The sequence below is a fragment of the Candidatus Saccharibacteria bacterium genome (assembly GCA_016789455.1).
Lineage (GTDB): Bacteria > Patescibacteriota > Saccharimonadia > Saccharimonadales > Saccharimonadaceae > CAIJKY01.
Genome location: JAEUQU010000002.1, coordinates 835,622 through 861,584, shown reverse-complemented (window position 1 = coordinate 861,584; position 25,963 = coordinate 835,622). Strand labels below are relative to the sequence as shown.

The window sequence follows — 25,963 nt, the reverse complement described above, 5'->3', positions numbered from 1 at the left end:
GCGTCCGAGTGTTGCACGATTACATCTGTTCTGTTACAATAAGCCCCGATATGATTACAGTGACAAGAAAAGACAGTAACGAGGCTAACGAGAACCTGATTCGCCGCTTCAGCCGCAAAGTACAGCAGTCCGGCGTCGTCGCCACCGTTAAGAGCCTGCAATATTTCGAGAAACCGATGAGCAAGACCGAGCGCCGCAAAAAGGCGATTGTGCGTCGTGCCCGCAAGGCCGAGAAGACCCGCCGCATCCGTCTTGGTCTGCGCTAGGCCGACCCGACTTTCAACCGACCGTGGTCGGGCGCATTGGCGCAATAAGCAACTAATCGATTGAAAGGGAGGACATGAGTCTTAAAGAACGTCTCGACGCCGACATCAAACGAACTATGCTGGCCGGAGAGCGCGACAAGGCTGATGTTCTGCGTGGACTGAAAAGCGCCATCCTCTATGAAGAAGTAGCCCAAAAGAGCCGTGACACCGGCCTGGATGATGCTGCCATCGAAAAAGTAGTGGCCCGCGAATGCAAGAAGCGCGAAGAAGCCGCTGCGCTTTATGACAAGGGTGGTAGCCCTGACCGTGCCGCCAAGGAGCGCAGCGAGCGCGACATTCTGTCGGCATATCTGCCGGCCCAGCTTGACGACGCCGCACTTGATGCCGAGGTGTCTGCCGCTATCGCCGACCAGGGCCAGGATGCCCACGTCGGCAAGCTCATCGGAGCGGTCAAGGCCCGCGTCGGCAACAGTGCCGATGGTGCCCGCATCGCCGCCGCAGTCCAGCGCGCCCTGAAAGGCTAAGCCGGGTACCAACGAGTTATTTCACAAGAGTAAAAACAAGCGGTGCGAATGCCAGGTCTCCGCATGACGAAAGGGAAACGATGATTCTATTTTTTGGCCCGCCCGGTGCCGGCAAGAGCGTACAAGGACAGCTACTGGCCGCCCGGCACGGCTGGCGCTGGCTGAGTTCCGGCCAGCTGCTGCGCGACAAGCATGACCCCGAACTGGCCGCCCAGCTGGCAACAGGCACGCTGACCGATGCCGAAACGGTCAACCAGGTCGTGGGTGAAGCCCTGAAGCGCTCGCGCGACATCGAACACGTCATCGTCGACGGCTATCCACGCCAGCTGGGGCAGGCCAAGTGGCTGATTGATCACCAGCCGGAGCATGAACGGGCCATTGCCCTGGTCATCATCCTTGAAGTGCCGAAGGATGAACTGGTCCGCCGCTTAAAGCTCCGCGGCCGGACCGACGACACAGAAAGCATCATCGAGGAGCGCCTTCACATCTACCGCACCGAAATCTATCCGATCCTGACCTATCTGACCGAGCAGAAAATCCATATCGCCCATATCGACGGCAACGACACAGTCGGCCAGGTGCACGACAAGATCGAAGCCGAAGTCGAGGCGGTCTTCGGCACGAAGGATGACGAAAGCGACGATGCTGACGCGAGTTAAGACTGCGGCTGAAATCGCGGCCATGCGCGAAAGCGGGCGGATGCTCGCGACCGTCCACGCTGAAATTAAAAAGTTTGTGCGGCCCGGTTGCAGTGGCCTGGACGTCTCCGAATTGTGCAAACGCGAGCTCAAAGGCATGGGTGCCACGGCGCCGTTTCTGGGGTACCTCGGCTTCCCTGATGTCATTTGTATCTCGGTGAACGACGAGGTTGTGCACGGTATTCCTAACGCTATCCCGTTCAAAGAGAACGACCTGGTCAGTTTTGATTTTGGCGTGACGTACCAGGGCATGATCACCGACTCGGCGTTCAGTATGCTCATCGGCAAGAAGGCCATGAGCAACCCGAACAACAAGCAGGTAATCGCCCTGATGCAGGCAACCGAAGCCTCGCTGGACGCGGGTATCGAAGTTGTTCGCGCCGGCGCACGCATCGGCGACATCGGCGCAGCCGTCCAGGAAGTGCTGGACGCCGGCCGGTATGGCATCGTCCGCGAACTGGTCGGTCATGGGGTGGGGCATCAGGTGCATGAGGACCCCGACATTCCAAATTACGGACGGGGAGGTACCGGCATGGAGCTCAAGGCCGGCATGACCATCGCTATCGAACCGATGGCAACGCTCGGCGACCGCCGTGTCCTGCTTGATGCCGACGAATGGACCGTCCGTACCCGCGACGGCAGCCTGGCCGCCCATTTCGAACATACCGTACTTGTCACGCCGGCCGGCGCGGAAGTCCTAACCCGCTTGGGGTAGGGACCAGCTGAACCATCGCCCCTTATTCACTTTTCACAGCACAAGCGTTATACTGATGAACATGCAAGAAAATGGCCACTACATCGTCGGCCTGGATGTCGGCACTACCAAAGTACGCTGCGTCGTCGGCTACGAAGACCCGGGCACTCCCGGTATCAATGTCATCGGTAGTGGGGAAGCCAGGAACAGCGGCGGCATGCGCAAAGGCGTCGTCGTCAATATCGTCAACACTGCCCAGGCAATCGATAAGGCGCTTGACGCCGCCGAACGCATGAGCGGTTTTGAAGTCCATGCTGCGACGGTCAGTATCAACGGTGCGCACATCACCGGCATGAGCAGCCGGGGTGTCGTCGCCGCCGGGGCCCATGGCCACGAAATTTCCGAAGAAGACCTGGCGCGGGTCCTGGATGCTGCCACTATCGTCCAGATGCCAGCCAACCAGGAAATCCTCCAGACCACCCCGCGCAGTTTCCAGCTGGACGGCCAGGATAACATCAAGGATCCCGTCGGTATGCAGGGCATGCGGCTTGAGGTTGATGCCCATGTAATTACGGCGTTGGCCCCGAATGTCCGGAACTTGGAAAAAGCAGTTGAAATGACGAAGACTAGTCCGCGGGGCCTGGCTGTTTCGAGCCTGGCAGCCGCCCGGGCTGTATTGAATGAGCAACATATCGAAAATGGCGTCGTGCTGATCGACCTTGGCGGCACTACTACTAACATCGCCGTCTTTGAAGACGGCGACCTGCAGCACGTGGCTGTCCTGCCGGTCGGCAGCGTCAATATCACCAACGACCTGGCCATCGGCCTGCGTACCGACCTGGCCGTGGCTGAGCAGATCAAACTTGAGCACGCCATCGGCGGCCACCGCCCGGAAAAAGAGCAGGGCAAGAAAGTCGGCGTCACGCACGACAATGAAAAGCATGAGTTTGACATTGATGAGATTGACATGATCGTCGGCGCCCGCCTGGAAGAAATCTTCGAGATGATCGATGGCGAACTGGCCACCATCAAGCGCGCCGGCAAGCTGCCGGGCGGTGCCGTCCTGACCGGCGGTGGCGCCCTGATGAAGGGTATCGAGCTGACCGCCCGTGAGCACCTGCGCATGTCGGCCCGTATTGCCACGCTCCAGGCCGGTTTGACCGATGTCAGCGGCGTCGTCCACCAGGCCGATTACGCCGTGGCCGTCGGTCTGATGCTCCTCGACAGCGAATCCGGTGGCACCCTCACGCCCGCCGGCGGTGCCAAGGCCAAGCCGATCAGCAAGACCAGCGGCGGCGGTGGGGGCGGGCTCGTCAAATCCCTCGGCGGCTTCTTGAAGAAGCTGAAGCCGTAGTCCACAAAGCGCCAAAAACCTTCGACTTTGCACCGACCGCCCGGCCCCGCCAGGCGGTCTTTTCGTGCCGTAAAGCGACTGCAGCCGGAGCGGACTGTCAGTGCCGTGCCCTAAGTGCAAAATAAGTGTTCGGGGTCAAACAGGCTGTAGCCGCTCACCAAAATCAGTCCGCCCCGCGCGAAAGGCGGCACAAAAAGACCGCCTGGCGGGGCCGGGTGAGATAGCGAATCATAAGCTTTTATCACTTTATGTATACAGATTCATATCTGTTAAAGAGGCAATTGAGGCGTTTTACGAGCCTGCCCCCATCCCGCTCAAGCTTCCCGTTTTGCCATGCATAAAATTAGTGTATACTGGAGCATATGCCTGAAGTAACACCATCCGATATCCAAACCTTCGCCGCCATCAAAGTCGTCGGTGTCGGCGGCGCCGGCGGCTCCGCCATCAACCGCATGGTTGAAGCCGGCGTCCAGGGCGTCCAGTTCATTGCCGTCAATACTGACGCGCAGGCGCTGCACAACTCCAAAGCCGACGTCAAGATCCACATCGGCCGCGGCACCACCCGGGGCCTGGGTGCCGGTGCCGACCCAAGCGTCGGCCAGCACGCAGCCGAAGAATCACGCGAAGAAATCAAAAAGGCTATCGATGGTGCTGATATGCTCTTCATTACGCTCGGTGCCGGCGGTGGCACCGGTTCCGGTGCCGGTCATGTAGTGGCCGATATCGCCCGCGAACTCGGCATTCTCGTCGTCGGCGTCGCCACTAAGCCCTTCAGCTTCGAGGGTGAGAAGCGCCGCACCAACGCCGAATGGGCCATCTCCCGCCTCGGCCACTCGGTCGACACGCTTATTACCATCCCCAATGACCGTCTGCTGCAGACCATCGATCGCCGCACGCCGCTGCTCGAGACTTTCAAGATTGCTGATGACGTCCTGCGCCAGGGTGTTTCCGGCATCTCGGAGCTGATCACCGAACACGGCCTGATCAACCTCGACTTCGCCGACGTCAAAACCATCATGAGCCGCGCCGGCTCCGCCCTGATGGGTATCGGCCGCGCCAGCGGCGACAACCGTGCCGCCCTGGCCGCCCAGCAGGCAATCGAGTCACCGCTGCTTGAAGTATCCATCGATGGTGCCCGCGGCGTCCTCTTCAACATCACCGGCGGCTATGACATGTCCATGCACGAGGTCAACGAAGCTGCCGAGGTCATCACCAACGCCGTCGCGCCCGACGCCAATATCATCTTTGGCGCCACCCTCAAGCCTGAACTCGAAGATGAGGTCATCATCACCGTCATCGCTACCGGCTTTGATGCCGCCTACTTCCAGCAGCAGGAGGAGACACCAGCTCCGACCGCCCACTCTGCACCGCACGCCGAGCCGGCACCTGTGTCTGCCGCTACTGCCGATGAGCCGCAGCCCATCGACGAATCCCAGCTCGACCAGGAAGAAATCGAAGAAATCGACATGGACATCGACAAGCACGATGCCGAGCCGGTCAAGAAAATCACCGACGAAGACGACATCCCCAAGGGTAACATCTGGAACTACGACGACGAGGCTGACACGCCAGCCTTCCTGCGGCGCAAAAAGAAGTAGTGCGTCCGGCGCTTGGCCGTCCGGCTTGGCCCTATCTTGTGACATCGTAAATAAGGCCGGCCTGCGAGCGTGGCCTTATTTCTATTTCATTAAATGTTCGGAACGGCATCACGGGCCGGTCAAACTGAACGGGTAATGAAATGTTCGCGAAATACTAGCAATAAACGCGACCGAAACATTTAATGAAATATTCAATGCTTCGGTCGCGTGAGACAGAGGGCGCCGCCCCTGCCGCGCGCGACCCGCCTAGTCCTTGAACAGGATGACGGAGAGGCGATAGAGCGACACCAGGGCGCTGACCACCATGGCCGCACCGGAGGCGGCGGGGAATGGCGGCTGATCGTCACCGGCAAAGATGATGCCGCCAGCCACGCCGGCGCCCACTGCCATGACGAAGATCGCCAGGCAGATGATGCCCCGTATCACTTCCCGGCGCCGTGACAGCGTGCGCCAATCGGTGTGCTTGGCTGCCCGTTCATTGCGGCGACGGGTCCGGTTGAAGGGGGCTAGCCCTACGCGTGACCCATCGGTGATGAAGGTAATGCCGAACAGCAGTAAGGCGATGCTGTAGCCCGCCTGCCCATCGAAGAACACGGCGATGGCGACCACTATGGCCACCGCGCCCATCCCGATGCGGGTCCTGCCTATCAGGGTCCGGGGACCCGCCAAGCTGCCGGGCAACAGCCTGGTCTCATCGTGTTGGCGGCCGGGCGGGCGCAGGCCCGGACCGGCCGGACTGCCTCCTGGTTGCGGCGCAGGGCCGGCCTGCCTCATCAGGCACCAGATACACTCAGCGGGGTCATGGCCGGGCAGGCTCTCGTGGTTCTCGGGAATGTCAAAATCACCGGTACTGGTCATGGCGCTCCTCTGTCTCGAATACTCAAGAAGTGGCGGGAACTTCCCGTAGGCACACTTCTATGGCATCATCTTGATAACAAAATAAATTTTTGTCAATAAAAGTCAAGTCGTTCAAACTAATAAGTTGTATCGCGACCCATGATTTCAAATGGCGGCACTTGCCATATTTGAAACCATAGGTCGCGTGAGACAGAGGGCTGGCCGCCCCCGTCGCACGCGAGTGCGTCACTTGCGGGCGAGCAGTGTGCCGCAGCGGATGGCCACGAAGGCGCCGCTGATCAGCAGCGTGAGGCCCTGGGCCGGGGTCAGGTCCAGCGGGTTGTAGCCCACCGTCAGGTAGCCCGCGCCGAACCAGAGCATGCCACCGGCACAGCACAGGAGCAGCACGCATGGCACCGTCCGGATGAGTAGCGCGCCAGGCCGCCGTTCACTGCGGGGGTGGCCCGCGAGCGGCGCCTGCCCGATGTCCAGGCCGTCGATCAGCACGGTGATGCCGACGACGATGACCACGGTCGCATACATCCATTCGCCCAAGGCGAGCAGGATGGCGAAGGGTGCCCAGGAGACGTACCCCAGCATGACGCGGCCGACGCTGCGCCCGGTGCGCACGTCCTCCGCCGGGGCGGGGGTCCGCTCGTGAACGCCCGGTGTCGTCTGGTCATCCGCCGGCCGGACCGGCCGCTTGATGGCCGGGCTCGGTTCGATGGGCGTCTCGGGGTTCATGCTGCCCAGAATGCAGTCGGCGCAGGTGTTGGGGTCGTGGCCCGGCTCGTCATCGTGGCCGCCGGGGCAGCGTCCAGTCATGGAAGGCACAGTGGCTCCTCTGTCTCAAATTGCAGAAGTGGCGGGTTGGTCCCGCTGACACACTCCTATACTTATATTATAGCAAAAATATCTTATTTTGTCAAATAAGCGTGAGAAGAATCAGTTTGTAAAAAGCTGCAATACGCGACCCGCACCTTCAAACACGTTGAAGACACAGGTCGCGTGAGACAGAGGGCCATGACCCCCGGCCGCACGCGCCACCTCAGCGCGCCATCAGTCGGACGGCGCGCCAGATGTGGTACAGGCCGGCGAGGCACAGCAGGACGCTCTGCGGCCAGTCCAGAGTGACGGGCTGTCCGACGCTCAGGAAGGCCAGGCAGAACACCGCCGATCCCGTCATGAAGACACCGCTCAGGCCGAACGCCCCGAAGAGCATGGTGCGCCGCATCGGCGACGTCGGCGGTGCCGGCTCGATCTGTTCACTGCTGTGATTGGCGGTGCGCCGCTGTCCCGTGGGGGTCCAGAGCCCCGCGTACAGGAAGGCGGCGAACGGCGTCGTCATCAGCAGGGCGTAGAACGTCTGGCCGATGACCAGCAGGACGATGCCGACGGTCAAGCTGACGCAGGCGCCCACGAAGGGCAGCCCGTAGGCACGTGATTCGGTCGGCATGTGATCGATCAGCTCCCGGGGGTCGTGGGAAGGCTCGCCAGCGGGGCTGGCGGGGTAGTGCTGGCCGGTGACCGGCATAGTGCGTGGCTCCTCTGTCTCAGGAACGGAAGTGGTGGGCGGGCTGCCCACAGACACACTTCAGTGAATATATTATATCAAAAAAATGTTATTTTGTCAATAAAATAAGCATAAGCAGGCATTGAAGGCGCCCATGCGAAGCGCCACGCGGCCAGGCAGCTCGATCATCCGATCAAGCGGTCTGGCCGCGTGAGACAGGGAATCCCGGCCGCACGCGCCACTGCTATCGCCGCAGCATCCTGGCGCAGCGCCAGATGATGAAGACGGCGGTGCCGATCATGGCCATGCCATGTCCCGGCATCAGGGCAATCGGGCTGTCGATCTGCAGTGCGGCCGTGCCCACCAGCGCCAGGGCGCAGGCCGCCAGGATCACGATGACGATGGCCGCCAGCTCCAGCCGGCTGGCCGGATTGGCGACGAAGCTGTTGGACCACGGCGGCTGTTCGGCGGTGGGCGGGTACGCTTCATCCGGCCGCAGGCACTGTTCCATGGCCCGGACGGCCAGTGCGGCCAGGCACAGCCCGCCGTAGACGTACTCACCAAGACCCAGCAGGGTCAGGCCGCCCAAACCCAGCAGGACGACCAACATGGTGGTGAAGCCAAGGCGCTCCGTATGCTTGGACCGCTTTGGCCGCCCGGGCCGGCTGTGGCGCGCCAGTGCCCGCCGGATATGCCGGTCGGGCCTGGAGCGCCGGTCGACGCGGGCCGGCGGCAGGCCCTTGATACCCGCGATGATGCAGGTGGCGCAGTCGGGCGTGCCGCACTGATGGTTGTGGCTGGCGGATGGCATGTCACTCGCGGTGGACAAAAGGTCTCCCTGTCTCGATGTGCAGAAGTGGGAGGAGGTCCCTGCACACTTCTATAAGCTGTATTACATAAAAAGATGCGGCCATTGTCAATATATAGACGGTCACGCGGACAGGAGGCACGCGGCCGCCCGTCCGCGCGACCGCTTCAGCGGATCAGGCTGCGGATAGCCACGGCCATGCTGGTGATGGCGATGAGGATGACGGCCGCTCCGCCGATGGCACTCTGGTCGACGCCGGGCACGCCCGACAGTATCAGCGCACCGCCCAGCAGCGTGCCCATGCCAAGCAGCAGCAGTACCGCGCAGCCGATGATGTAGGCCACGATGTGGGAAGTCGGGCTGTGTGGCGCCGAGAGTTCGGTGCTGGATGGCGGTGCGTCGGGTTCGTCCGGCTGATGGTTGATGTCGGCGGGCCGTGAGACGCACACCGCCGAAAGCAACCCCAGGCAGACCAGGGCCATCGCGCCGGGCACGGTGCCGGCATACAGATAGCCCAGACCCGCCACGATCAGCAGTCCGCCGAGCCACCAGCCGGCCCGGCGGCTGATAACCGGCCGGGCGGGAAAGGGGGTGGAGCCGGGGGAGTGCATGCATGCCTCCTGTCTCATTTTGGAAGGTGCGCTACGAGGTCTCGGTGCTGATTGCCAGGCAGATGCCTGCGAACAACAGTACGGTGGCAGCACTGACTGCGATGAGGCTGCCCGGCACGCCACCGAACGGTGCCAGCATCAGCATTGCCACTGGCAGCGGGAATGCCCAGTTCAGCAGGACCAGTACGAAGACGGCCCGGCCCAGGTTGAACTGCTCCACGGTGGGGATGCGGACGCCGAGCCGGCGGCGCCGGGGCAGGCCTGCCCCTGATGCGGCAGTCATGGCGGTTTCTCCTTCGTCTCAAGCGGGCCGGTCTGTCCGGCCGCGCATGCGCCACCAGATTATGCCAACGGGCAATAATTTAGTCAAACAATCAACCCGTCCAGGCGGTTTTCACGTTGCGGAAAACACCACCAAAAATGCTTGCGCCAGCCCACATATAGCGCTATGCTTATTAGCAGCTACACTATTTGTGAGGTGTAGGGGGTACCTTGCTACGCTATATATGGCACAGACCGGCTGGTAACGCACCGGCTGCCACCCTGGAAATACAGCGGCGAACAATGTAAAAAACGCCTGTACGGTGGCGGCAGACGCGTGAAGCCGGTATGATATGTGTGTATCAGACTTGGAAGAGGCATCCAGGGCAAGGGAAACAATTAACGTAATTACGGAAACAGAGGGCAGGGCAGACGACGTGAAATGTCCAAAATGTCAGACCATCGCATCCAAAGTGGTTGAATCGCGTGATGTCGCCGATGGCGACTCTATCCGGCGCCGCCGCGAATGCCTGAAGTGCGACTACCGCTATACGACCTACGAGCGTATCGAGCGGCCGAATCTCGCCGTCGTAAAGAAAGACGGCAAGCGGGAGCTGTTCGACCGCGACAAGCTGCTGGCTGCCATCCACCGTTCGGTGGGGAAGTATTTCCAGTCAGAGTTGGAGATCGAAGCGATTGTCGCCCGGGTGGAAGAGACACTCTATGGCAGAGGGAGCCAAGAGGTCGTCTCGTCAGAAATCGGTGATCTGGTACTTGGCCAGCTGGCCGGCTGCAACAAGGTGGCGTACGTCCGGTTCGCCAGTGTCTACAAGGATTTCCGTAGCCTGGATGAATTCGAAGCCGTGCTGCACCAGTTGCGCGCCGCCTAGCCGTCTCTGCAGGAGTATACGGCACTGTCTCTGCAAAGGGAGTGTCGCCGGGGTATAAGGGTTACGTTATAACACAAACATCACACTAACATCATCAGGGCAGACTTTCTGCGTATCGGAGCAGTCCATATGCTTGTTTGCTGATAATTAAGGAGGGTTCAATGGCACAAAATACTGCAGCTGCGCTCGAGGTAGAGCGCTTCTTCACCAAAGAGGGGGTCCACCCGTACGACATGCTCACCTGGGTCAAGCGTGATTCAGAAATTATCAATCCCGGCACGGGCAAGGCAGTATTTTCGCAAAAAGGCGTCGAATTCCCGGATTTCTGGAGTCAGAACGCCATCAACATCGTCGCTCAGAAGTACTTCCACGGCACGCCCGGCACCAAGGGCCGTGAAGGTTCGCTGCGCCAGCTCGTCGACCGCGTGGCCGACACTATCACCAAGTACGGATACGAGCACGGCTATTTTCTGGATGAGCAGGAGGCCGATGTCTTCAATTCCGAGCTGAAATACATCCTGGCCACCCAGCGCGCCGCCTTCAACAGTCCGGTTTGGTTCAATATCGGTACGCCCGACCGCAGCCAGCAGGCAAGCGCCTGTTTCATCCTCAAGGTTGAGGACACCATGCCCTCGATCCTCAACTGGTACACCGAGGAAGGCATCATCTTCAAGGGTGGCTCCGGTGCCGGCCTGAACATCAGCTCCATCCGTTCATCAAAAGAGCCGCTGAGCTCCAGTGGCGGCCGCGCCTCAGGCCCGCTTAGCTTCATGCGCGGTGCCGACTCCAGCGCCGGCGCCATCAAGAGCGGCGGCAAGACCCGCCGTGCTGCCAAGATGGTCATCCTTAATGTCGACCACCCGGACATCCGCGAGTTCATCTGGTGCAAGGCCCGCGAAGAGCGCAAGGCGCACGTCCTGCAGGAAGCCGGCTTCGACATGGGCCTCAACGGCGAGGACTCCATTTCTATCCAGTATCAGAACGCCAACAACTCCGTCCGCGTCACCGACGACTTCATGCAGGCCGTCGAGAACGATAGCGACTGGGACCTGGTCGGCGTCAAGGACGGCCGTGTCCACGACACTGTCAGCGCCCGTGCTCTCTTCCGCGAGATCGCCGAGGCTGCCTGGCAGTGCGCCGACCCCGGCATGCAGTTCGACACCACCATCAACGACTGGCACACCACCCCTAACGCCGGCCGCATTAACGGCAGTAACCCATGCTCCGAGTACATGCACCTCGACAACTCAGCCTGTAACCTGGCCAGCCTCAATCTGCTCAAGTTCCTTGGGGATGATGGCAGCTTCGACGTCGACGCCTTCCGCCACACCACCGCCACCATCTTCCTGGCACAGGAAATCCTGGTTGGCTACTCCGAATACCCGACCGCCGGCATCACCAAGAACGCCCGCGCCTACCGTGAACTTGGTATCGGCTACGCCAACCTCGGCGCACTGCTGATGGCCCAGGGCCTGCCATACGACAGCGCCGAAGGCCGCGCCCAGGCTGCTGCCATCACCGCGCTGCTTACCGGCCACTCCTACGCCACCAGCGCCCGGGCCGCCAAGCGGGTCGAACCGTTCGACGGCTACGCAAAAGATCGCGATGGCATGCTGCGCGTCCTGCGCAAGCATCGTGAGGCCGTCGGCGACATCGATGCCAGCCTCGTCAGCGAAGACCTGCTCCAGGCCGCTGCCGAAGCCTGGGACGAAGCCGTTGAGCTTGGCACCAAGTACGGCGTCCGCAACTCCCAGGCCAGCGTCCTGGCCCCGACCGGCACCATCGGCTTCATGATGGACTGCGACACCACCGGTATCGAGCCAGATTTCTCCCTGACCAAGTTCAAGAACCTGGTCGGCGGCGGTTCGATGGTCATCGTCAACCAGACCATCCCGCGTGCCCTGCAGCGCCTGGGCTACGACCAGCAGCAGGCTGACGCCATCGTGGCCCACATCCACGAGCACGGCAACGTCATCGGCGCCCCGCACCTCAAAAAAGACCACTACGACGTCTTTGCCTGCGCCGTCGGCGAAAACGCCATCCACTACAACGGCCACATCAAGATGATGGGCGCCGTCCAGCCGTTCATCTCCGGTGCCATCAGTAAGACCGTCAACATGCCCGAGAACGTCACCGTCGAAGACGTCGAGCAGCTCCATCTCGATTCCTGGAAACTCGGCCTCAAGGCCGTTGCCATCTACCGCGACAACTGCAAGGCCTGGCAGCCACTGAGCGGGGGCAAAAAGGACAAGGGTGTCAAGAAGGGCAGTGAGGAATCGGTTGCCGCAGCCGTTGCCGCCGAGATCACCGAGATCGTCACCAAGCCCATGGGTGCCCGCCGCGAAATGCCGCGTACCCGCGCAAGTAAGACCTTCGAGTTCCACGTCAGCGAACTCCACGGCTTCTTCACCGTCGGTGAGTACGAGGACGGCACCCCTGGTGAGATCTTCATCACCGTCGCCAAGATGGGCTCGACCATGGCCGGCCTGATGGATGCCTTTGGCCGCTCCATCAGCTACGGCCTGCAGTACGGCGTGCCGCTTAAGGCCTACGTCCGCGGCATGAGCAACACCGCCTTCGCCCCGGCCGGCCTGACCGACGACCCGGAGGTCCGTACCGCCAGCTCCATCGTCGACTATATCTTCCGCCGCATGGCCGTCGAGTACCTCTCGCTCGATGACCGCCTCGAGCTCGGCCTGGCCAGCCTCGAAGACCTGGAAGCCGAGATGACCAAGGCGCAAACCAGCCTGCTGGATCAGCCTTCCGAAAGCACCACCGGCGACCTCAAATCAGAGGCGGATGCCGCCCAGAAGCCGGCCAAAAAGTCAGATCAGGCCCCGGTCGCCCAGGCCCAGCCGGCAGTCGCCCCCAGCCTGGCTGCGCAAAAAGCCACTGGTGTACAGACCCACCAGAGCGTCGCCGAAAGCTCAGCGCCACTCTGCAGCAACTGCGGCAACCAGACCCAGCGTGCCGGCAGCTGCTATGTCTGCACCTCCTGTGGCAGTACGAGCGGTTGCTCGTAAGCCGGCGCTGACCACATAGCAGACCAGCCTCTCGCACAGGCCACCCGCTACAAAAACCCGGAGATCCGTCTCCGGGTTTTTGGTGTTAAACAACAGGGAAGCATCACGGCAAGCGCTATTTACTAAGTTCGCTCATACGTCCAAATCATAGTATACTCATTGACTTTTTAACAAACTTATGCTAATAATATGACTACGACGTAAGCACCACACTTACAAAAGTTAAAACAAACAAGGAAACCAACTATGTCAGCACCAGTAGCTGAACGCCTCGGCGGCGGCCCCGCCGGCAAGGAACTCGCAAAATTCTCATGGGCCGAAGAGACCGAAGCCCGCAACCGCCTGGCCGGGTCTGAAATAACTGACAACGGCGAAGACGACGGTATCGATGATGCCGAAATCATCGCCGTCAACGAAACTCCCGGCGGCCGCCACCGCGCCGAAATCGTGCAACCGCAGGAACTGTTTGCCCGCCCGACAGGCGAGAGCACTTCCACTGAGTCTGAAGGTAGTCTCTTCACCGACCACGCCAGCGCCGAAGGCGTCCAGTACGAGCCCACTCCTATAGTGCCTGGTCTCAACGATCGCAATGACCGTATCGGTGCTTTCCGCGCCGGTGCTGCCACCGCCCGTGAAGACATAGCCCGTGGCCATGAGGCCACAGCCGCTGCCACCCGTGCCGAGGAAGCCATTAACCGCCAGCCACTGTTCGACAACACGCCGCCCGAAGGTGACGAAATCTTCGTCGGCCGCTCCCAGCGCCCGTGGCCCCGTGAAGCCGAGTGGCAGACCATTGCCCGCAACCAGATGGATGCCGAGCAGGCAGGCGGCCGCCACCGCCGCCCCGACACCGAAAACCGCCACCGCCGCGGTGGCGAAGGTACCCACTCTGTCGCTGACCTGATCGGCCGCGAACAGGCTGAAGCCCGCCAGAACCAGGATGAGGCCTACGATTCCTACCAGGAAAACATCACCACCACCGCCCGCCGCGAAGCCATGGACAATCTCCACGGCGACGCCCTGCAGATGAACGAGCGGTTCGACCGCCGCACCGCCCGCCGTGAAGCCCGCCGCGCCCTTGGCCGCCGTATCATCGCCGCTGTCAATAACGCTGCCCGCCAGTCTGCTGAACTGGGCTCCGATATTGCCGGCCAGATGGCTGCTGGCGCCCAGGAGCGCGCCGCCCGCCGCGCCGACATCCGCCAGGAAAATGAAGCCATCAACCGCCAGAAAGCCGAAAACAAGCAGGCCGAACGCCAACAGCGCGCCGAGGCCAAGCAGGCCGAACGCGACGCCGCCGCCATGCGCGAACTTGGCGAGCTGCACTTCAGGGAGCGCCGCCGCGCCCGCGAGGCTGCCGTCGAGGCCGCCGAGAAGCGCCACATCGCTGCCCAGAAGCGCGCCCGCGCCGAAGCCCGCAAGGCCTACCGCACGCAGGTAGTCTCTGAGGCCAAGGCCACCGGCCGCGAAGTCGTCGACAGCGTCAAGAACCGTATCCGCACCAGTAAGATCGGCCGCGTTGCCAGCGCCCTGCGCTTTGGCGCCAAGGCCGCCAAGTCGGCTACCAAGGCACACTACCGCTCGACTGCTCCGACCGGCCGTCACCACGCCTAGTTGGAATCATCACAGCAGCCGGTACGCCACAGGCACTATACTGGTACCGAAATACATACGAACGAACATTTCATTAAAGGAGTAGACTCATGCAAGACTATATCACCATGGACGATCTGGAATCCGCCGGCATCGTCATCGACGGCCAGGACATCGATGCCGTACTCGACAGCCTTAATGAACAGGTTGAAGAGCGCATCGGCGCCGAGATTACCGAATCTCTGGACGAAGACAAGCTCGAAGAGCTGCTGCAGCTCCAGGAAAACGGCACCGACCAGCAGCTGGGCGAATGGCTGACCGCCAACGTACCCGACCTCCAGGATGTCATTGAGGATAACGTCGATATCGTGCTGGGCGAGCTGGCGGCGGAGAATGACAAGGAAGTCGCCGCCACTAAGCTTGACGACGACGAGGACGACGACCTCTAGGCCGCTTGGCAAAACAAAGATATTAAGCAAGAAGCCCGGTACGCCACCGGGCTTCTTGCTTTGTGCTTTGCAAGCGTAAGCCTTTTGCATATACTGGGATATATACAACAAAGGGAGGCTGGGGCGGACTGCCGACGGCGTGCGCTTCTGGAGACAAAAAAGGGGCAAGCGATGCAGATGCCAAGGACTTACACACTACGTTCCGTAATGGGGAGGACGGGGGTGCGCACGATGCGGCGGCGGGTGCTGGGCATCGTGACGGCGATTATCCTGCTACTGGCGGCAGTGGCGTGGCCGGTGGCCGTGAAGGCGGTGGAGGCGTCGGCTGAAGCGCCGGTGCAGACCTCGCTGGGGGCGTTCAACGTGGAGGCGCTGTATGCGGCCGGCGATACCTCGGTGACGGCGGGTTCGTGCAACCCGGGCGACCATGTGGCGACCAGCCTTAAGACGGTGGAGGATGGCATCGTCAGCGGCCAGGTGAAGCGCCAGGGCATGCTGGACTGGTATGCGCCGATCTGCGGACCGAGCGGCATGACGGTCGCCCGGGACGGCACGGTATATGTCTATCAGGCCCAGGATCTTGGCCTCGCCCAGAACCGCCGGCTGGCGGCGTACCGGGGTGGCGAGTTGATTCATGCGCCGCAGGCCGTCGAAGTCTGCGAAGGGCTGACCGGACCAGGCCGCTGGGGCGAACTGCTGTACCCGACCGAAGGGGCTGACAACAGCCTGTACTTCCTGGCCGGCGGCAATGTGGGCTGCGAAGCGCCGCAGGCCAAGCTCGTGGCTTTGAATACTGATACTGGTGAGGTGAAATTCACGGTGCCGCTGCTGGCTGGCGGTGGCGGACAGGGTGAGCCGTACGCCCATATCTTCCCGAGCCGGAGCGGTTTCGCGGTACTGGACGGCCCGACGCTGCGCTTCTTTGGGCTGGATGGCAGCGAGCAGGTCAACAGCCGCAAGCCGGTGGAGGGGGCGCGTATCGTTGAGACGCGGAGTAACGGCGAGGGGCGGATCTATCTGCGGCTGAACCCGGTGACGCCGGTGGTGAATGACTGCAAGGCCGATACGGAAATCATTTATTATGACATCAACGGCAGTTCGGGCACCATCACGACTGATAACTGCGTGTTCAAGACCGGCTCGATGGCGCCGGCGCCGGGAGACGGCCTGGTGCTGATGGGTGGCCGCGGGGACGGGCCCGACACCTTTGATGACCGGCTGATCAAGTATGATGCGGCGGGCAAACAGGTCTTCTCGCGCAGTCTCAACCGGTTTGACGTGTATAGCGAACACAAGGTCGGCCGGCCGCGGGTCGACAGCCATGGCAACACGGTACTGCTGAGTACTGGCAAGCACGGCAGCACTGGCGATGAGCATGTGGTGGTCAGCGTGGTTGATCCGACGGGTGCGGACCGCACCATCGTCTTTACGACGCTTGATTGGTCGACTGAGGCGTACGACAATTTCCGCACCGGCATGAACTTCTCGCTGGCGCTGACACCGGGGCGGGCGCACATTGCTACCTGTCATTATAACCAGCCGACGTTTACCAGTTGTTCGGAGGCGGCGGATGTCTCGCTGACGTCGATACCGGTAGTGGGGCTGGGCGCGGAGTATCCGGCATCAGATTTCATGAAGCCGCTGGCGCGCTATGCGGCGCTGGGTGACGGCTATGCGGCGGGCGATGGCGTACCAGGCTTCATTCCGCCAAGTGGCGAGAACGGCTGTCACCGCAGCAACCGGGCGTTTGCGCGGCAGCTGGCGGATGACAGTGGCCTGGGTCTGGGGCTACGGGCCTTCGTGGCGTGCTCCGGTTCGACGACCAGCGACATCATCAACGGTGGACTGAAGGAAGGCGAGAGCCAGCTGAAGGCACTGGACGAGCCGACCAGCCTGGTGACCCTGACGGCCGGCGCCAGCGATGTAGGGTACCGTGAGTTCCTGCGCACCTGCGTCTCGGCGGGAAATTGCCTGCAGGCAGGCCTGAACGGTGCCACTATGCGCAAGATCGAATCGGAATTGCCGGGCCGGCTGGACGCGCTGTATGCGGCCATTAAGGCGCGGGCCGGTGTCAACGGAGCGACGAGAGTGCTGGTGGTGGGGTATCCGACGGCGGTGACGGATCCGCGGACGGAGACGCTGTGTGCGGACTTCACTAATCCGGAGCGGAATGCAGCCATGCACATCACCGCTTCGCTGAACGCCTCTGTCAGGACGGCAGTGGAGCGGGCGGGTGCGCCGTTCGAGTTCGTGGACGCGGCCGGTACCGACTCGCCGTTCGCTACCCATCTGCCGTGTACGGCGGACAGCTACTTCAATGATAATGGCAATCTGCCAGCCGTCGTGATGTTCCCGGACGAAGAGGGGCAGGCGGCTTACGCCCGACTGCTGCGCAGCCGGTTGGTAAAAACGGCGCAATAACGGCCCGCAAGCCGGTTGTCCTAGGGCGGCGGTGGCGTATACTAGAAGCATGAGAACTATTATTGTGTACCGGCCGAATACGGAGGTCGAGCGACCCGTGGTGGAATTCATGCGGGAGTTCGAGCGCCGGACGGGCCGTCAGTTGGAGTCGCTTGACCCGGACAGCCGGGAAGGCAGCGGGTTTATCACTACCTACGACATCGTTGAGTATCCGACTGTCGTAGCACTGGACGACCAGGGCCAGATGCAACAGCTGTGGCGCGGGCTGCCGCTGCCGACCATCAGCGAGGTGTCGTACTATGTTCGCTAGGCTGTTGCCGTGGAAGCGCGGCGGGCAGGACCTGCGGCGGGCTGACCGTTGGATCTTTGGGACGATGCTGGCATTCGGCGCGATCGGGCTGTTATCGGCCTTCGTGCTGACGGTAGAGCGTATCCACCTGCTGCAGAACCCTGACGCATCGCTCAGCTGCAACTTCAACCTGGTGCTGAACTGTGCCACGGTCATGAAGACCTGGCAGGCCAGCCTGTTCGGCTTTCCCAACCCGATCATCGGGCTGATGGGGTATTCGGTGGTAGTGACGGTGGCGATGGCGGGCCTGGCGGGAGTGCGTTTTCCGCGGCCGTTCCTGATTGCCGCCCAGATCGGGTATGGCCTGGGGCTGATCTTTGCCTACTGGCTGTTCTTTCAGAGCGTCTATGTGATCGAGGTGCTGTGCCCGTGGTGCCTGATCGTGACGTTCTCGACGACGCTTATCTTTGAGACGCTGCTGCGCTACAACCTGCGCGAAAATACCTTCGGCCTGAGCAAGAAGGCGCATGCCACCGTGCTGCAGTTTTTGAAGGCGGATTACGACAAACTGCTGGTGGCCGGCTGGCTGCTGCTGATGGTGATATTGGTATTGGCTAAATTCAGGGAAGGGCTGCTGTAAGCAATATGGGACTTTCGACGTTCTTCGCACATTTCTTGGTGTTCGGGTTGGCATTCGGGCTGCTTGAGGCAGCGTGGATGGCGGGGTACCGCCGGCGGATGTATCAGCAGGAGCTGGGCGGACAGTTGGCTCAGCGGGTGGATGTCCGGGTCATCCTGCTGCTGTATCTGGTGTATATGGTGGGCGTGACGGTCTTTGTCATGCAGCCGGCCTGGACCATAGAATACTGGCCGGTGCTGGCAATGGGCGTGTTCTTTGGCGTGGTGACCCATGCGACCTATAACCTGGCCAATCTGGCAGCGCTCAGGCACTGGTCGCGGCGGGTGGCCGTAGTGGATGTTATATGGGGCGGTGCGGCTACCGGCCTGGCAGCATACGTGAGCGTAATGGTATTAAAAGGGGTGGTGGTATGATTGAGGGATTTTCTTTGGCCTGGGTGGCGGCTGCGGCCCTGGCATTCGTAACGGCGGTATTCTTAGTGGCGAATGCCTGGCGGCGGCCGGGCCTGGCAGGGTTGTCCTGGGCGGGCAGTCTGATAGTGGCGGCGCTGGTCAGCTTCTTGCTGCAGCCTGAGGCCGATTCTTTTACCGTCATCATACGTATTCTGGTGACGGTCATGGTGATTGTCTGGGGGATGCTGACGGTCAGCCGGGTGCTGGCGGCCGCCGGCAGGCAGAAGGCCGACCGGTCTGGCCGGACGCTTGCCGTCTATGCGCGCGACTATCTGGCGCAGACCGCGCTGGCGGTTGTGGTGGCAGCACCGGTGCTGCTCATCAACCTTTCGGCCTATGACCTGGCGGCGGCGCCGGCAGTGGCGGCGACGGTCATCGGCTTTGCCATCTGGCTGATTGGGCTGGCGATGGAGATGGCGGCCCAGGGCCGGTTGCCTGGTTTTGTGCCGGCGGGTGCGGCCAGGCGCGGCAAGCAGATCTTCGGCGGCCTGCTGGGACGGCTGGGTCAGCGGCCCGAAGCGCTCGGGCTGTCAATTGAATGGTGGGGTCTGTTCGTCATGGGCCTGGGTTTGCCGATGGGATGGCTGGGTATTGTCAGCCCGTTGATCCTGATGCTCCTTGGGCTGGCCTTGCACGAGGCCAAGCCGGCACGCAAGGCGGCCTAGGGCTGCGTTCGGCGGCCTGAGTCCGCGTCCGTCCGGCCACCTCTTGAGCCGGGCAGGATAACGGGGTATACTGAGGGTATATGCGTTTCCCGGCTGCCTCGGCGGCGGGAATGAGCGGTTATCAGCCGCGAAGCAGCGGGAAGAAATCACCCCAAGCGACAGCACTGCCGCCGAACGGGTGGGAGTAGAACCCGACGGGCCGCCCGTGACAGCGATGAACTGAGCGCTAAAGAACACTCTTTAGAAGTTGGATGGTACCGTCCTGGCCTGCCAGGATTCCAACAGTTTCTATGGAGTGTTTTTATTTTATGCAACCAATAACGAGAAGGAGACGGACATGAGTGCAGCGGTCAGACACGAGAAGACATACCTGGTGCGATACGTGCCGGCGCAGATCGAGGGGGCGGCGTCGGAGATTATTGAGGACGCCTACATTCCCGAATCAGCCGACCATGGACGGCTGCGGCTGCGTCATCGCGGCGATCGCTACCAGTTGTCCAAGCGCTTTGCCACCGACCAGGCGGATTTCTCGACGCTGAGCGAGCTGACCATCGAACTGACCGGCGAGGAGTACGCCGCCTTCCGCAGCCTGACGGCCAAAGTGGTGCGCAAGCGGCGGTTCTACTGCACCATCTACGGGCGGCCGGCTGAAGTGGACGTGTTCCTGGATGAGCTGGACGGACTGATGATTATCGACTTCCCATTCAATGATGCGGCCGAGATGAGCGGGTTCCAGCCGCCGGAGGTCTGTCTGGCGGATATCACCCAGGAGCCGGTGGCGGATGGCGGCTATCTGGCAGGTAAGACGTACGGTCAGATCCAGTATGAATTAGAGCGGTTCGACTATGTGCCGCAGTTTATTGAGAAGGAGTATTAAACCGTTATGAAGTTTCACAAGAACACCCGGCGCCGGGCCCTGGAGTACGAAAAGGACCTGGTGCGCTATTGGAAAGAGCACAAGACATTTGAGAAATCAATCGAGCAACGCCCGCGTGACAGCGCCTATGTTTTTTATGATGGGCCGCCGTTCATCACCGGTGTACCGCACCATGGCACCTTGCTGAGCTCCATCGTCAAGGATGCCGTGCCGCGCTATCAGACGATGAAGGGACGGCGCGTCGAACGCGTCTGGGGCTGGGATTGCCACGGGCTGCCGGCCGAGAACTTCGTCGAGAAGAAGCTTGGTATCACCAACCGGCGCGACATCGGCACCAAGATCAGCCTGGAGGATTACATCACGACCGCCCGCGAGAGCATGGTACAGACCAGTGGCCTATGGGAAGACACCATTGACCGCATCGGCCGCTGGGTTGATTTCCGTGGCGCCTACAAGACGATGGACCGCGACTACATGGAAAGCGTCTGGTGGGCCTTTAAGACCCTCTACGAAAAGGGCAAGATATACGAGGGCGAGCGGGTGCTGATGTACGACACCAAGTGGGCCACGCCGCTGTCCAAAGCGGAGGTGACCATGGACGCCGGCGCGTATGTGGATGTGACTGACCCGAGTGTCTACGTAAAATTCCGGCTGACGGAGGCCAAGACGCCGACCTTCCTGCTGGCCTGGACGACGACGCCCTGGACGCTGCCGGGCAACACCGCCGTGGCGGTTAATGAAAACTTCACGTATGCGGAAGTTGAATTAGACAACACTCCTGGTGAATATTTCATCTTGGCGAAAGATTTGCTTGATACGGTACTGACGGACGAGAAACATCAGGTGCTGCCGTACCGTATCGTCCGCGAAGTAAAGGGGAGCGAGCTGGTCGGCCAGTCGTATGAGCCGCTGTTTGCGCACCGCGGCAAAAAGGCCCATCTGGTCTGGCATGCCGATTACGTGTCGCTGGAAAGCGGTTCGGGGCTTGTCCATCTGGCGCCGCCATACGGCGAGGAGGACTTCGCGCTGGCGCAGGAAAAAGGCTTCCCGTCGGTCCATGTTCTCGACGATTATGGCAAGTACACCGAGACCGAATGGGAAGGTCAGGACGTTTGGGAAAGCAATAAGCCGATAGCCAAGACGCTGCATGAGCGTGGCGTGGTCTGGAAGATCCAGTATTACCGCCACCAGTATCCGCACAACCCGCGCACCGGCCACCGGCTGATGTACCGGGCGCACCCCAGCTGGTTCATGGATATCGAGGGCCAGCGCAAGGGCATGTTAGTGGAAAATACCGAGAACATCACCTGGTTTCCGGAGCACGTCAAGCACGGCCGCTTCGAGAAGACCGTCCAGACCGCGCCCGACTGGAACCTGAGCCGCGACCGCTTCTGGGCTACGGCCATGCCAGTCTGGAAAGGCGTTGATAAGGATGGCCGGGAGCACATCAGGGTGGTGGGCAGTTATGCCGAGCTCAAGGAGCTGAGCGGCGTCGAGCTGAAGGATTATCACCGGCCGTGGGTCGACGATGTCACCTTCACGATCGATGGTGTGGAATACCGTCGCATAGAAAAAGTACTCGATTGTTGGTTCGAGAGCGGCAGTATGCCGTTTGCACAATTCCATTACCCATTCGAGAACGTCGAGAAGTTCGAAAGCAACTTCCCGGGCGATTTCATCGTTGAGTACATCGGCCAGGTGCGTGCCTGGTTCTATTACCTGCATGCCGTCAACGTGGGACTGTTCGGCAAGAACGCCTTTAAGAACGTCATCGTCACCGGTAACGTCGGCGGCAATGACGGCCGCAAGATGAGCAAGAGCTACGGCAACTTTACCGACCCTAACGTGTTAATGGATCAGTACTCGGCTGACAGCCTGCGCTTCCTGCTCCTGTCCAGCCCGCTGCTCAACGGCGAGGACTTCAGCCTGCAGGACAAAGAGGTGGGCGATGTCGCCCGCAAGCTCAGCATGGTCTGGAACATGTATGATTTCTTCACCATGTACGCCGAGGTTGACGGCTGGGAGTTCAAGGGCGACGCCAAGCTGATGGCCGACCCGCTGGAGGAACTGACGAACCCGCTGGACCAGTGGGTGGTCAGCCGCGTCCACCAGTTGACGGCAGAAGTCGAACGCAACATGGATGCCTATAACATTCCTGACGCCATGAAGCCGATCCTGCCGTTCATCGAGGACGCCTCCAACTGGTTCGTGCGCCGCAGCCGGCGACGGTTCTGGAAGAGCGGTGATGACCATGACAAGCAGAACGCTTACCGGACGCTGCACTATGTGCTGGTGCGCCTGTCTATGGTGATGGCGCCATTCACGCCGTTTTTGGCGGAGGAGCTGTATCAGAAACTGACCGGAGGTGAGAGTGTGCACCTGCTGGACTGGCCGGTCGCCGGACGGGTCAATGAGCTGCTGGTGACGGAAATGGAAACCGTCCGCGAGCTGATCAACAGCGGCCTAAGCCAGCGTGCCCGTGCACAGGTGAAGGTGCGCCAGCCGCTCTCGACGTTCACGGTCCGCGGCCAGGGCGCCACTGGACTGAAGGGGTATGAGGAAGTCTTTAGGGAGGAGCTGAACGTCAAAGCGGTCATGTTCGATGAGGCCGCCGACGGGGCAGCTGCTCTGGCCGGTGAGCTGTCGCTTGCAGTAACACCCGAGCTGAAGCGCGAAGGCCTGATGCGCGAAGTGATCCGCTATGTGCAAAACGCCCGCAAGAATGCCGGTCTGAACGTTGACGACCGTATCAGGCTCCACCTGGCAACGGAGGACAGGGGATTGCAGGCGGCCATAGACGAGCACGAAGCGGCCATCATGGCCGAAACGCTGGCGGTGGCTATGGTCGACGCCGAGTGTGTCCACACGGAGACTGTCAAAGTTGAAGGCGCCGCTATGAGGGTGTCGTTGGAGAAAGTACCGGTCAGATAGGCAAGGGTTGCCAGCCGGGCGCACAGCTGGCAACAAATCGATTAAAAAACGCCGGGCAATGCCCGGCGTTTTTTAATGTGATGTATGGATGATGCGTAGTAAATTTTTATGACCGCGAGGGGCCCCGGGTAGCGCGCTTGGTGCGCATCCGGGACCGCCTCGCGGCCTCTCGTGAGCCTGCCCGTTAAGCATGGACGCGGTGGGCTGGCTCGGGCCTACAGGGGTCTTCCGGCTCGGATCAGCCGGGGTCGTATGGTTCTCCCGTCAGGGGATCCATACGGCACCTCCTTCATGAACTTCCGGGGGCCGTCTTGGGGGCGGTACGTCGTGGGGAGCTTGATCCCCGCGGTGCTGACGTGCTGCCCGTGCCTGCGGTGTCATGAGGGCGGTGCCCTCGGTCTCGCCGATCGGTCTCCCGGGGCCGTCTTCACGGCCGGAGTCGATCAAGGACCGCCGTGCGGTCGGCAACGCCCGGTCGGATGACCGGGGTAGGGATGGGGCGGCATCGTGATGCCATCCCCGTTCTGAACTACCTGCATACGCGCGTGATCCTTCGCCAGTGCATCCCCGAAGCCGGGTGACGCGAAACCGATGGAACTGATGGTGCGGTGTACAGCTCGCCGCCCGAATTGCTGTGGGCGACCTTACTACAATAGCATAGCGGGAAAAGCGCGCAATACTATTGTTGTGCACAGGTTTTCCACAGTGCGTTACATAGTTTCCACACCGATAACACAGGGGTAGGCATGAAGAACGGCCGCAATGACCCCCTACGCCACCTCGTGGGTGGGCAGGGGGCCTCGCGGCCGTGGGTGAATCGGCCCGAAGGGGCCTACTCCTCGCCGGTCTCCTCGAACTGCTCGCGCTGGTACACCGGCTCGGTCTCGTCGGGGTCGTGTGCGCCGGCAACGTTGCTGCTCGCACCGGTGGCGGTCGTCTGCCGGTGCGTGTCCGCCGGGTGCGGCAGGCGTATCGCGTCCTGCTCGTCCATGGGCTGCATCAGTGGAGCTCCTTTGATGGGGCAGCCGGAGCTGCCGGGTGGGTCAGACGTGCGGGCTGCCTTCGCCGCCCGAGTCGCCGTCGCCGGGGTCGTTGTCGTCGTCGGCGCGACGCGGGTCGACCGGTTCTGCCATGACGCTCCAATCTGAGCGCGCTTGTGCGGATATGACCATTATATTTTATAATAATTATTAAGTTATTGCAATATGCGCATTATGCATGCGAGTGATTATTTACAGAAGTCACATAATCTGTTACAATCTATCGAAGTCAAACGTGTAATCGTAAAGGTAAGACATGAAAGCAATCGTCAGCATCGGCGGCAAGCAACACCTTGTGGCCGAAAATGAGACCCTCCTGGTGGACCGCCTCCCGGATGGCACAAAAGAGCTCTCGCTTGACGCTTTGATGACTCTCGACGGCGACAAGGCTACCGTAGGCAGCCCGCTGGTAAGAGGCGTGAAAGTGACCGCGAAGGTGCTTGAAGAAGTGGTGAAGGGCGACAAGATCCGTATCATCCGCTATAAGGCCAAGAAGCGCGTCAATACGCAGACCGGTCACCGCCAGCAGTACTCCCGCATCCAGATCGGTTCGATCAAGTAAGGAATACGGGCCAAGTCAGGAAGAACGCCTCACTCGGGGCGTTTTTTCGTGCAGCGTGAAAACTTTTTCTTTTCACGGCCACTATTGGTGGTATAATAAGGCCATACAAGGGTATAAGGGTACAGGTAGCGATACCTCAACACAGACATGATCATCGCAGTAACCAACCAAAAAGGTGGCGTCGGCAAGACGACTACCACCGTCAATCTGGCCTACTATTTTGCCAAGTCGGGCAAATCGGTCCTGCTTGTTGATGCCGACCCGCAGGGCAACGCTACCAGCGGTCTGGGTGTTGATAAACGGGCGCTCAAGGGAACGCTGGCCGATGTCATGCTTGGTGAGCGCATGGCCGCCGATACGGTCATCGCCACCGAAGTGGCGAACGTCTGGCTGCTGCCCACCACCCCGCAGCTGGCCGACGCCGAAGCCCAGCTGGGCAATGCCGACCAACGATTCTCACGACTGCGCGTAGCACTGGCCGGCCTGACCACTGAGCGTCCCGCCGATGCCGCACTGCCGGCCTTTGATATCGTCCTTATCGATTGTCCGCCCAGCCTGAGTCTGCTGACCGTCAACGCTTTCATTGCAGCCGACAAGCTGCTGCTGCCGGTCCAGGCGGAGTTCTACGCCCTGGAGGGGCTGGGGCAGCTGCTGGAGACCATGAAGCTTATCCGTGAACGCCTTAACCCCGGTCTCGATGTCCTTGGCGTCGTTCTTACTATGTATGACAGCCGCACCACGCTTTCCCAACAGGTGTACGAGGAGGTAAAGAAGTATTTCCCGGACAAGGTCTGCGAGACGGTGATTCCGCGCAACGTCCGGCTGGCCGAAGCACCCAGCCACGGCCTGCCAGTGGGGATGTACGACCGCTGGAGCAAGGGCGCCAGGGCATACAAGGGACTGGCGAAAGAATTACTGAAACGGCTTGATGCGCCAGGCACAAATACAAAGAAATAATGATAACAAG

General features: G+C 61.1%; 26 protein-coding genes. 19 read left to right on the top strand and 7 right to left on the bottom strand.

From position 1 onward, the window contains the following. The first annotated feature begins 50 nt into the window (after positions 1-50). The 6 genes from rpsU (at position 51) to ftsZ (ending at position 5,134) form a co-directional block, all read left to right on the top strand. On the top strand, positions 51-266 hold the full coding sequence (gene rpsU / locus JNJ66_05615; GenBank protein MBL8159914.1) for a 30S ribosomal protein S21: 216 nt from the start codon (positions 51-53) through the stop codon (positions 264-266). Positions 267-340: 74 nt separating this feature from the next. Further along, positions 341-790, top strand: a complete 450-nt coding sequence (locus tag JNJ66_05610; protein MBL8159913.1) for a GatB/YqeY domain-containing protein — start codon at positions 341-343, stop codon at positions 788-790. Positions 791-870: 80 nt separating this feature from the next. Then, positions 871-1,449, top strand: coding sequence for a nucleoside monophosphate kinase (locus JNJ66_05605; GenBank protein MBL8159912.1), 579 nt, complete (start codon positions 871-873; stop codon positions 1,447-1,449). Beyond that, positions 1,433-2,203 carry a type I methionyl aminopeptidase gene (gene map, locus JNJ66_05600; protein ID MBL8159911.1) on the top strand — a complete coding sequence of 257 codons (771 nt, stop codon included), beginning with the start codon at positions 1,433-1,435 and terminating at the stop codon, positions 2,201-2,203. Before JNJ66_05605 ends, map begins: the two co-directional genes overlap by 17 nt. Before the next feature lie 61 nt (positions 2,204-2,264). Then, on the top strand, positions 2,265-3,536 hold the full coding sequence (ftsA, locus tag JNJ66_05595) for a cell division protein FtsA (protein MBL8159910.1): 1,272 nt from the start codon (positions 2,265-2,267) through the stop codon (positions 3,534-3,536). Positions 3,537-3,898: 362 nt separating this feature from the next. Further along, complete coding sequence (ftsZ, locus tag JNJ66_05590; protein ID MBL8159909.1) at positions 3,899-5,134, top strand: cell division protein FtsZ; 1,236 nt, start codon at positions 3,899-3,901, stop codon at positions 5,132-5,134. Between the two features lie 246 nt (positions 5,135-5,380). Here the strand turns inward: ftsZ and JNJ66_05585 are convergent, their stop codons facing one another. The 6 genes from JNJ66_05585 to JNJ66_05560 all read right to left on the bottom strand — a co-directional run bounded on the left by JNJ66_05585 (position 5,381) and on the right by JNJ66_05560 (position 9,186). Continuing rightward, positions 5,381-5,992, bottom strand: coding sequence for a hypothetical protein (locus tag JNJ66_05585; protein ID MBL8159908.1), 612 nt, complete (start codon positions 5,990-5,992; stop codon positions 5,381-5,383). Between the two features lie 225 nt (positions 5,993-6,217). Then, positions 6,218-6,805: a hypothetical protein gene (locus JNJ66_05580; GenBank protein MBL8159907.1), complete on the bottom strand. Its 588-nt coding sequence runs from the start codon at positions 6,803-6,805 to the stop codon at positions 6,218-6,220. 214 nt (positions 6,806-7,019) lie between these two features. Beyond that, complete coding sequence (locus JNJ66_05575) at positions 7,020-7,556, bottom strand: hypothetical protein (GenBank protein MBL8159906.1); 537 nt, start codon at positions 7,554-7,556, stop codon at positions 7,020-7,022. A 172-nt stretch (positions 7,557-7,728) separates the two neighbouring features. Further along, the gene (locus JNJ66_05570; GenBank protein MBL8159905.1) at positions 7,729-8,313 is read right to left on the bottom strand and encodes a hypothetical protein; all 585 of its coding nucleotides are present in this window, start codon (positions 8,311-8,313) and stop codon (positions 7,729-7,731) included. A gap of 146 nt (positions 8,314-8,459) precedes the next feature. Further along, entirely contained in the window at positions 8,460-8,903 is a 444-nt protein-coding gene (locus tag JNJ66_05565) for a hypothetical protein (protein ID MBL8159904.1), read from the bottom strand. A 31-nt stretch (positions 8,904-8,934) separates the two neighbouring features. Continuing rightward, positions 8,935-9,186 carry a hypothetical protein gene (locus tag JNJ66_05560; protein ID MBL8159903.1) on the bottom strand — a complete coding sequence of 84 codons (252 nt, stop codon included), beginning with the start codon at positions 9,184-9,186 and terminating at the stop codon, positions 8,935-8,937. Positions 9,187-9,601: 415 nt separating this feature from the next. Here JNJ66_05560 and nrdR point away from each other — a divergent pair, with 415 nt between their 5' ends. The 11 genes from nrdR (at position 9,602) to JNJ66_05505 (ending at position 23,394) form a co-directional block, all read left to right on the top strand. Next, positions 9,602-10,054 carry a transcriptional repressor NrdR gene (gene nrdR / locus JNJ66_05555; GenBank protein MBL8159902.1) on the top strand — a complete coding sequence of 151 codons (453 nt, stop codon included), beginning with the start codon at positions 9,602-9,604 and terminating at the stop codon, positions 10,052-10,054. A 161-nt stretch (positions 10,055-10,215) separates the two neighbouring features. Beyond that, the gene (locus JNJ66_05550) at positions 10,216-13,077 is read left to right on the top strand and encodes a vitamin B12-dependent ribonucleotide reductase (GenBank protein MBL8159901.1); all 2,862 of its coding nucleotides are present in this window, start codon (positions 10,216-10,218) and stop codon (positions 13,075-13,077) included. Positions 13,078-13,323: 246 nt separating this feature from the next. Continuing rightward, a complete protein-coding gene (locus tag JNJ66_05545) occupies positions 13,324-14,691 on the top strand; it encodes a hypothetical protein (protein MBL8159900.1) in 1,368 nt (455 codons plus the stop codon). Between the two features lie 89 nt (positions 14,692-14,780). After that, positions 14,781-15,119 carry a hypothetical protein gene (locus JNJ66_05540; protein MBL8159899.1) on the top strand — a complete coding sequence of 113 codons (339 nt, stop codon included), beginning with the start codon at positions 14,781-14,783 and terminating at the stop codon, positions 15,117-15,119. Between the two features lie 171 nt (positions 15,120-15,290). Continuing rightward, on the top strand, positions 15,291-17,540 hold the full coding sequence (locus JNJ66_05535; protein ID MBL8159898.1) for an SGNH/GDSL hydrolase family protein: 2,250 nt from the start codon (positions 15,291-15,293) through the stop codon (positions 17,538-17,540). A gap of 49 nt (positions 17,541-17,589) precedes the next feature. Then, positions 17,590-17,850 carry a hypothetical protein gene (locus JNJ66_05530; GenBank protein ID MBL8159897.1) on the top strand — a complete coding sequence of 87 codons (261 nt, stop codon included), beginning with the start codon at positions 17,590-17,592 and terminating at the stop codon, positions 17,848-17,850. Further along, the gene (locus JNJ66_05525) at positions 17,840-18,469 is read left to right on the top strand and encodes a vitamin K epoxide reductase family protein (protein MBL8159896.1); all 630 of its coding nucleotides are present in this window, start codon (positions 17,840-17,842) and stop codon (positions 18,467-18,469) included. The genes JNJ66_05530 and JNJ66_05525 overlap by 11 nt, the downstream gene beginning before the upstream one ends. Before the next feature lie 5 nt (positions 18,470-18,474). After that, complete coding sequence (locus JNJ66_05520) at positions 18,475-18,882, top strand: DUF2177 family protein (GenBank protein ID MBL8159895.1); 408 nt, start codon at positions 18,475-18,477, stop codon at positions 18,880-18,882. Beyond that, on the top strand, positions 18,879-19,586 hold the full coding sequence (locus tag JNJ66_05515) for a DUF1295 domain-containing protein (protein MBL8159894.1): 708 nt from the start codon (positions 18,879-18,881) through the stop codon (positions 19,584-19,586). Before JNJ66_05520 ends, JNJ66_05515 begins: the two co-directional genes overlap by 4 nt. A gap of 337 nt (positions 19,587-19,923) precedes the next feature. After that, positions 19,924-20,463 carry a hypothetical protein gene (locus JNJ66_05510; protein MBL8159893.1) on the top strand — a complete coding sequence of 180 codons (540 nt, stop codon included), beginning with the start codon at positions 19,924-19,926 and terminating at the stop codon, positions 20,461-20,463. 6 nt (positions 20,464-20,469) lie between these two features. After that, positions 20,470-23,394, top strand: coding sequence for an isoleucine--tRNA ligase (locus tag JNJ66_05505; GenBank protein MBL8159892.1), 2,925 nt, complete (start codon positions 20,470-20,472; stop codon positions 23,392-23,394). 832 nt (positions 23,395-24,226) lie between these two features. Here the strand turns inward: JNJ66_05505 and JNJ66_05500 are convergent. Continuing rightward, positions 24,227-24,394, bottom strand: coding sequence for a hypothetical protein (locus JNJ66_05500; GenBank protein ID MBL8159891.1), 168 nt, complete (start codon positions 24,392-24,394; stop codon positions 24,227-24,229). 296 nt (positions 24,395-24,690) lie between these two features. Here JNJ66_05500 and rplU point away from each other — a divergent pair, with 296 nt between their 5' ends. Both rplU and JNJ66_05490 read left to right on the top strand, forming a co-directional pair. Further along, a complete protein-coding gene (gene rplU, locus JNJ66_05495; protein ID MBL8159890.1) occupies positions 24,691-24,996 on the top strand; it encodes a 50S ribosomal protein L21 in 306 nt (101 codons plus the stop codon). 147 nt (positions 24,997-25,143) lie between these two features. After that, a complete protein-coding gene (locus JNJ66_05490; GenBank protein ID MBL8159889.1) occupies positions 25,144-25,953 on the top strand; it encodes a ParA family protein in 810 nt (269 codons plus the stop codon). The last annotated feature ends 10 nt before the right edge of the window (positions 25,954-25,963 follow it).

What these genes read in the sequence shown, in the direction of transcription:
- JNJ66_05500 (MBL8159891.1), bottom strand. Translation starts at nt 24,394, where the DNA reads ATGCAGCCCATGGACGAGCAGGACGCGATACGCCTGCCGCACCCGGCG.
- JNJ66_05525 (MBL8159896.1), top strand. Translation starts at nt 17,840, where the DNA reads ATGTTCGCTAGGCTGTTGCCGTGGAAGCGCGGCGGGCAGGACCTGCGG.
- JNJ66_05540 (MBL8159899.1), top strand. Translation starts at nt 14,781, where the DNA reads ATGCAAGACTATATCACCATGGACGATCTGGAATCCGCCGGCATCGTC.
- rplU (MBL8159890.1), top strand. Translation starts at nt 24,691, where the DNA reads ATGAAAGCAATCGTCAGCATCGGCGGCAAGCAACACCTTGTGGCCGAA.
- JNJ66_05605 (MBL8159912.1), top strand. Translation starts at nt 871, where the DNA reads ATGATTCTATTTTTTGGCCCGCCCGGTGCCGGCAAGAGCGTACAAGGA.
- ftsZ (MBL8159909.1), top strand. Translation starts at nt 3,899, where the DNA reads ATGCCTGAAGTAACACCATCCGATATCCAAACCTTCGCCGCCATCAAA.
- JNJ66_05545 (MBL8159900.1), top strand. Translation starts at nt 13,324, where the DNA reads ATGTCAGCACCAGTAGCTGAACGCCTCGGCGGCGGCCCCGCCGGCAAG.
- JNJ66_05560 (MBL8159903.1), bottom strand. Translation starts at nt 9,186, where the DNA reads ATGACTGCCGCATCAGGGGCAGGCCTGCCCCGGCGCCGCCGGCTCGGC.
- JNJ66_05490 (MBL8159889.1), top strand. Translation starts at nt 25,144, where the DNA reads ATGATCATCGCAGTAACCAACCAAAAAGGTGGCGTCGGCAAGACGACT.
- JNJ66_05610 (MBL8159913.1), top strand. Translation starts at nt 341, where the DNA reads ATGAGTCTTAAAGAACGTCTCGACGCCGACATCAAACGAACTATGCTG.
- ftsA (MBL8159910.1), top strand. Translation starts at nt 2,265, where the DNA reads ATGCAAGAAAATGGCCACTACATCGTCGGCCTGGATGTCGGCACTACC.
- JNJ66_05565 (MBL8159904.1), bottom strand. Translation starts at nt 8,903, where the DNA reads ATGCACTCCCCCGGCTCCACCCCCTTTCCCGCCCGGCCGGTTATCAGC.
- JNJ66_05535 (MBL8159898.1), top strand. Translation starts at nt 15,291, where the DNA reads ATGCAGATGCCAAGGACTTACACACTACGTTCCGTAATGGGGAGGACG.
- JNJ66_05505 (MBL8159892.1), top strand. Translation starts at nt 20,470, where the DNA reads ATGAAGTTTCACAAGAACACCCGGCGCCGGGCCCTGGAGTACGAAAAG.
- JNJ66_05510 (MBL8159893.1), top strand. Translation starts at nt 19,924, where the DNA reads ATGAGTGCAGCGGTCAGACACGAGAAGACATACCTGGTGCGATACGTG.
- JNJ66_05530 (MBL8159897.1), top strand. Translation starts at nt 17,590, where the DNA reads ATGAGAACTATTATTGTGTACCGGCCGAATACGGAGGTCGAGCGACCC.
- JNJ66_05515 (MBL8159894.1), top strand. Translation starts at nt 18,879, where the DNA reads ATGATTGAGGGATTTTCTTTGGCCTGGGTGGCGGCTGCGGCCCTGGCA.
- JNJ66_05520 (MBL8159895.1), top strand. Translation starts at nt 18,475, where the DNA reads ATGGGACTTTCGACGTTCTTCGCACATTTCTTGGTGTTCGGGTTGGCA.
- rpsU (MBL8159914.1), top strand. Translation starts at nt 51, where the DNA reads ATGATTACAGTGACAAGAAAAGACAGTAACGAGGCTAACGAGAACCTG.
- JNJ66_05550 (MBL8159901.1), top strand. Translation starts at nt 10,216, where the DNA reads ATGGCACAAAATACTGCAGCTGCGCTCGAGGTAGAGCGCTTCTTCACC.
- JNJ66_05585 (MBL8159908.1), bottom strand. Translation starts at nt 5,992, where the DNA reads ATGACCAGTACCGGTGATTTTGACATTCCCGAGAACCACGAGAGCCTG.
- map (MBL8159911.1), top strand. Translation starts at nt 1,433, where the DNA reads ATGCTGACGCGAGTTAAGACTGCGGCTGAAATCGCGGCCATGCGCGAA.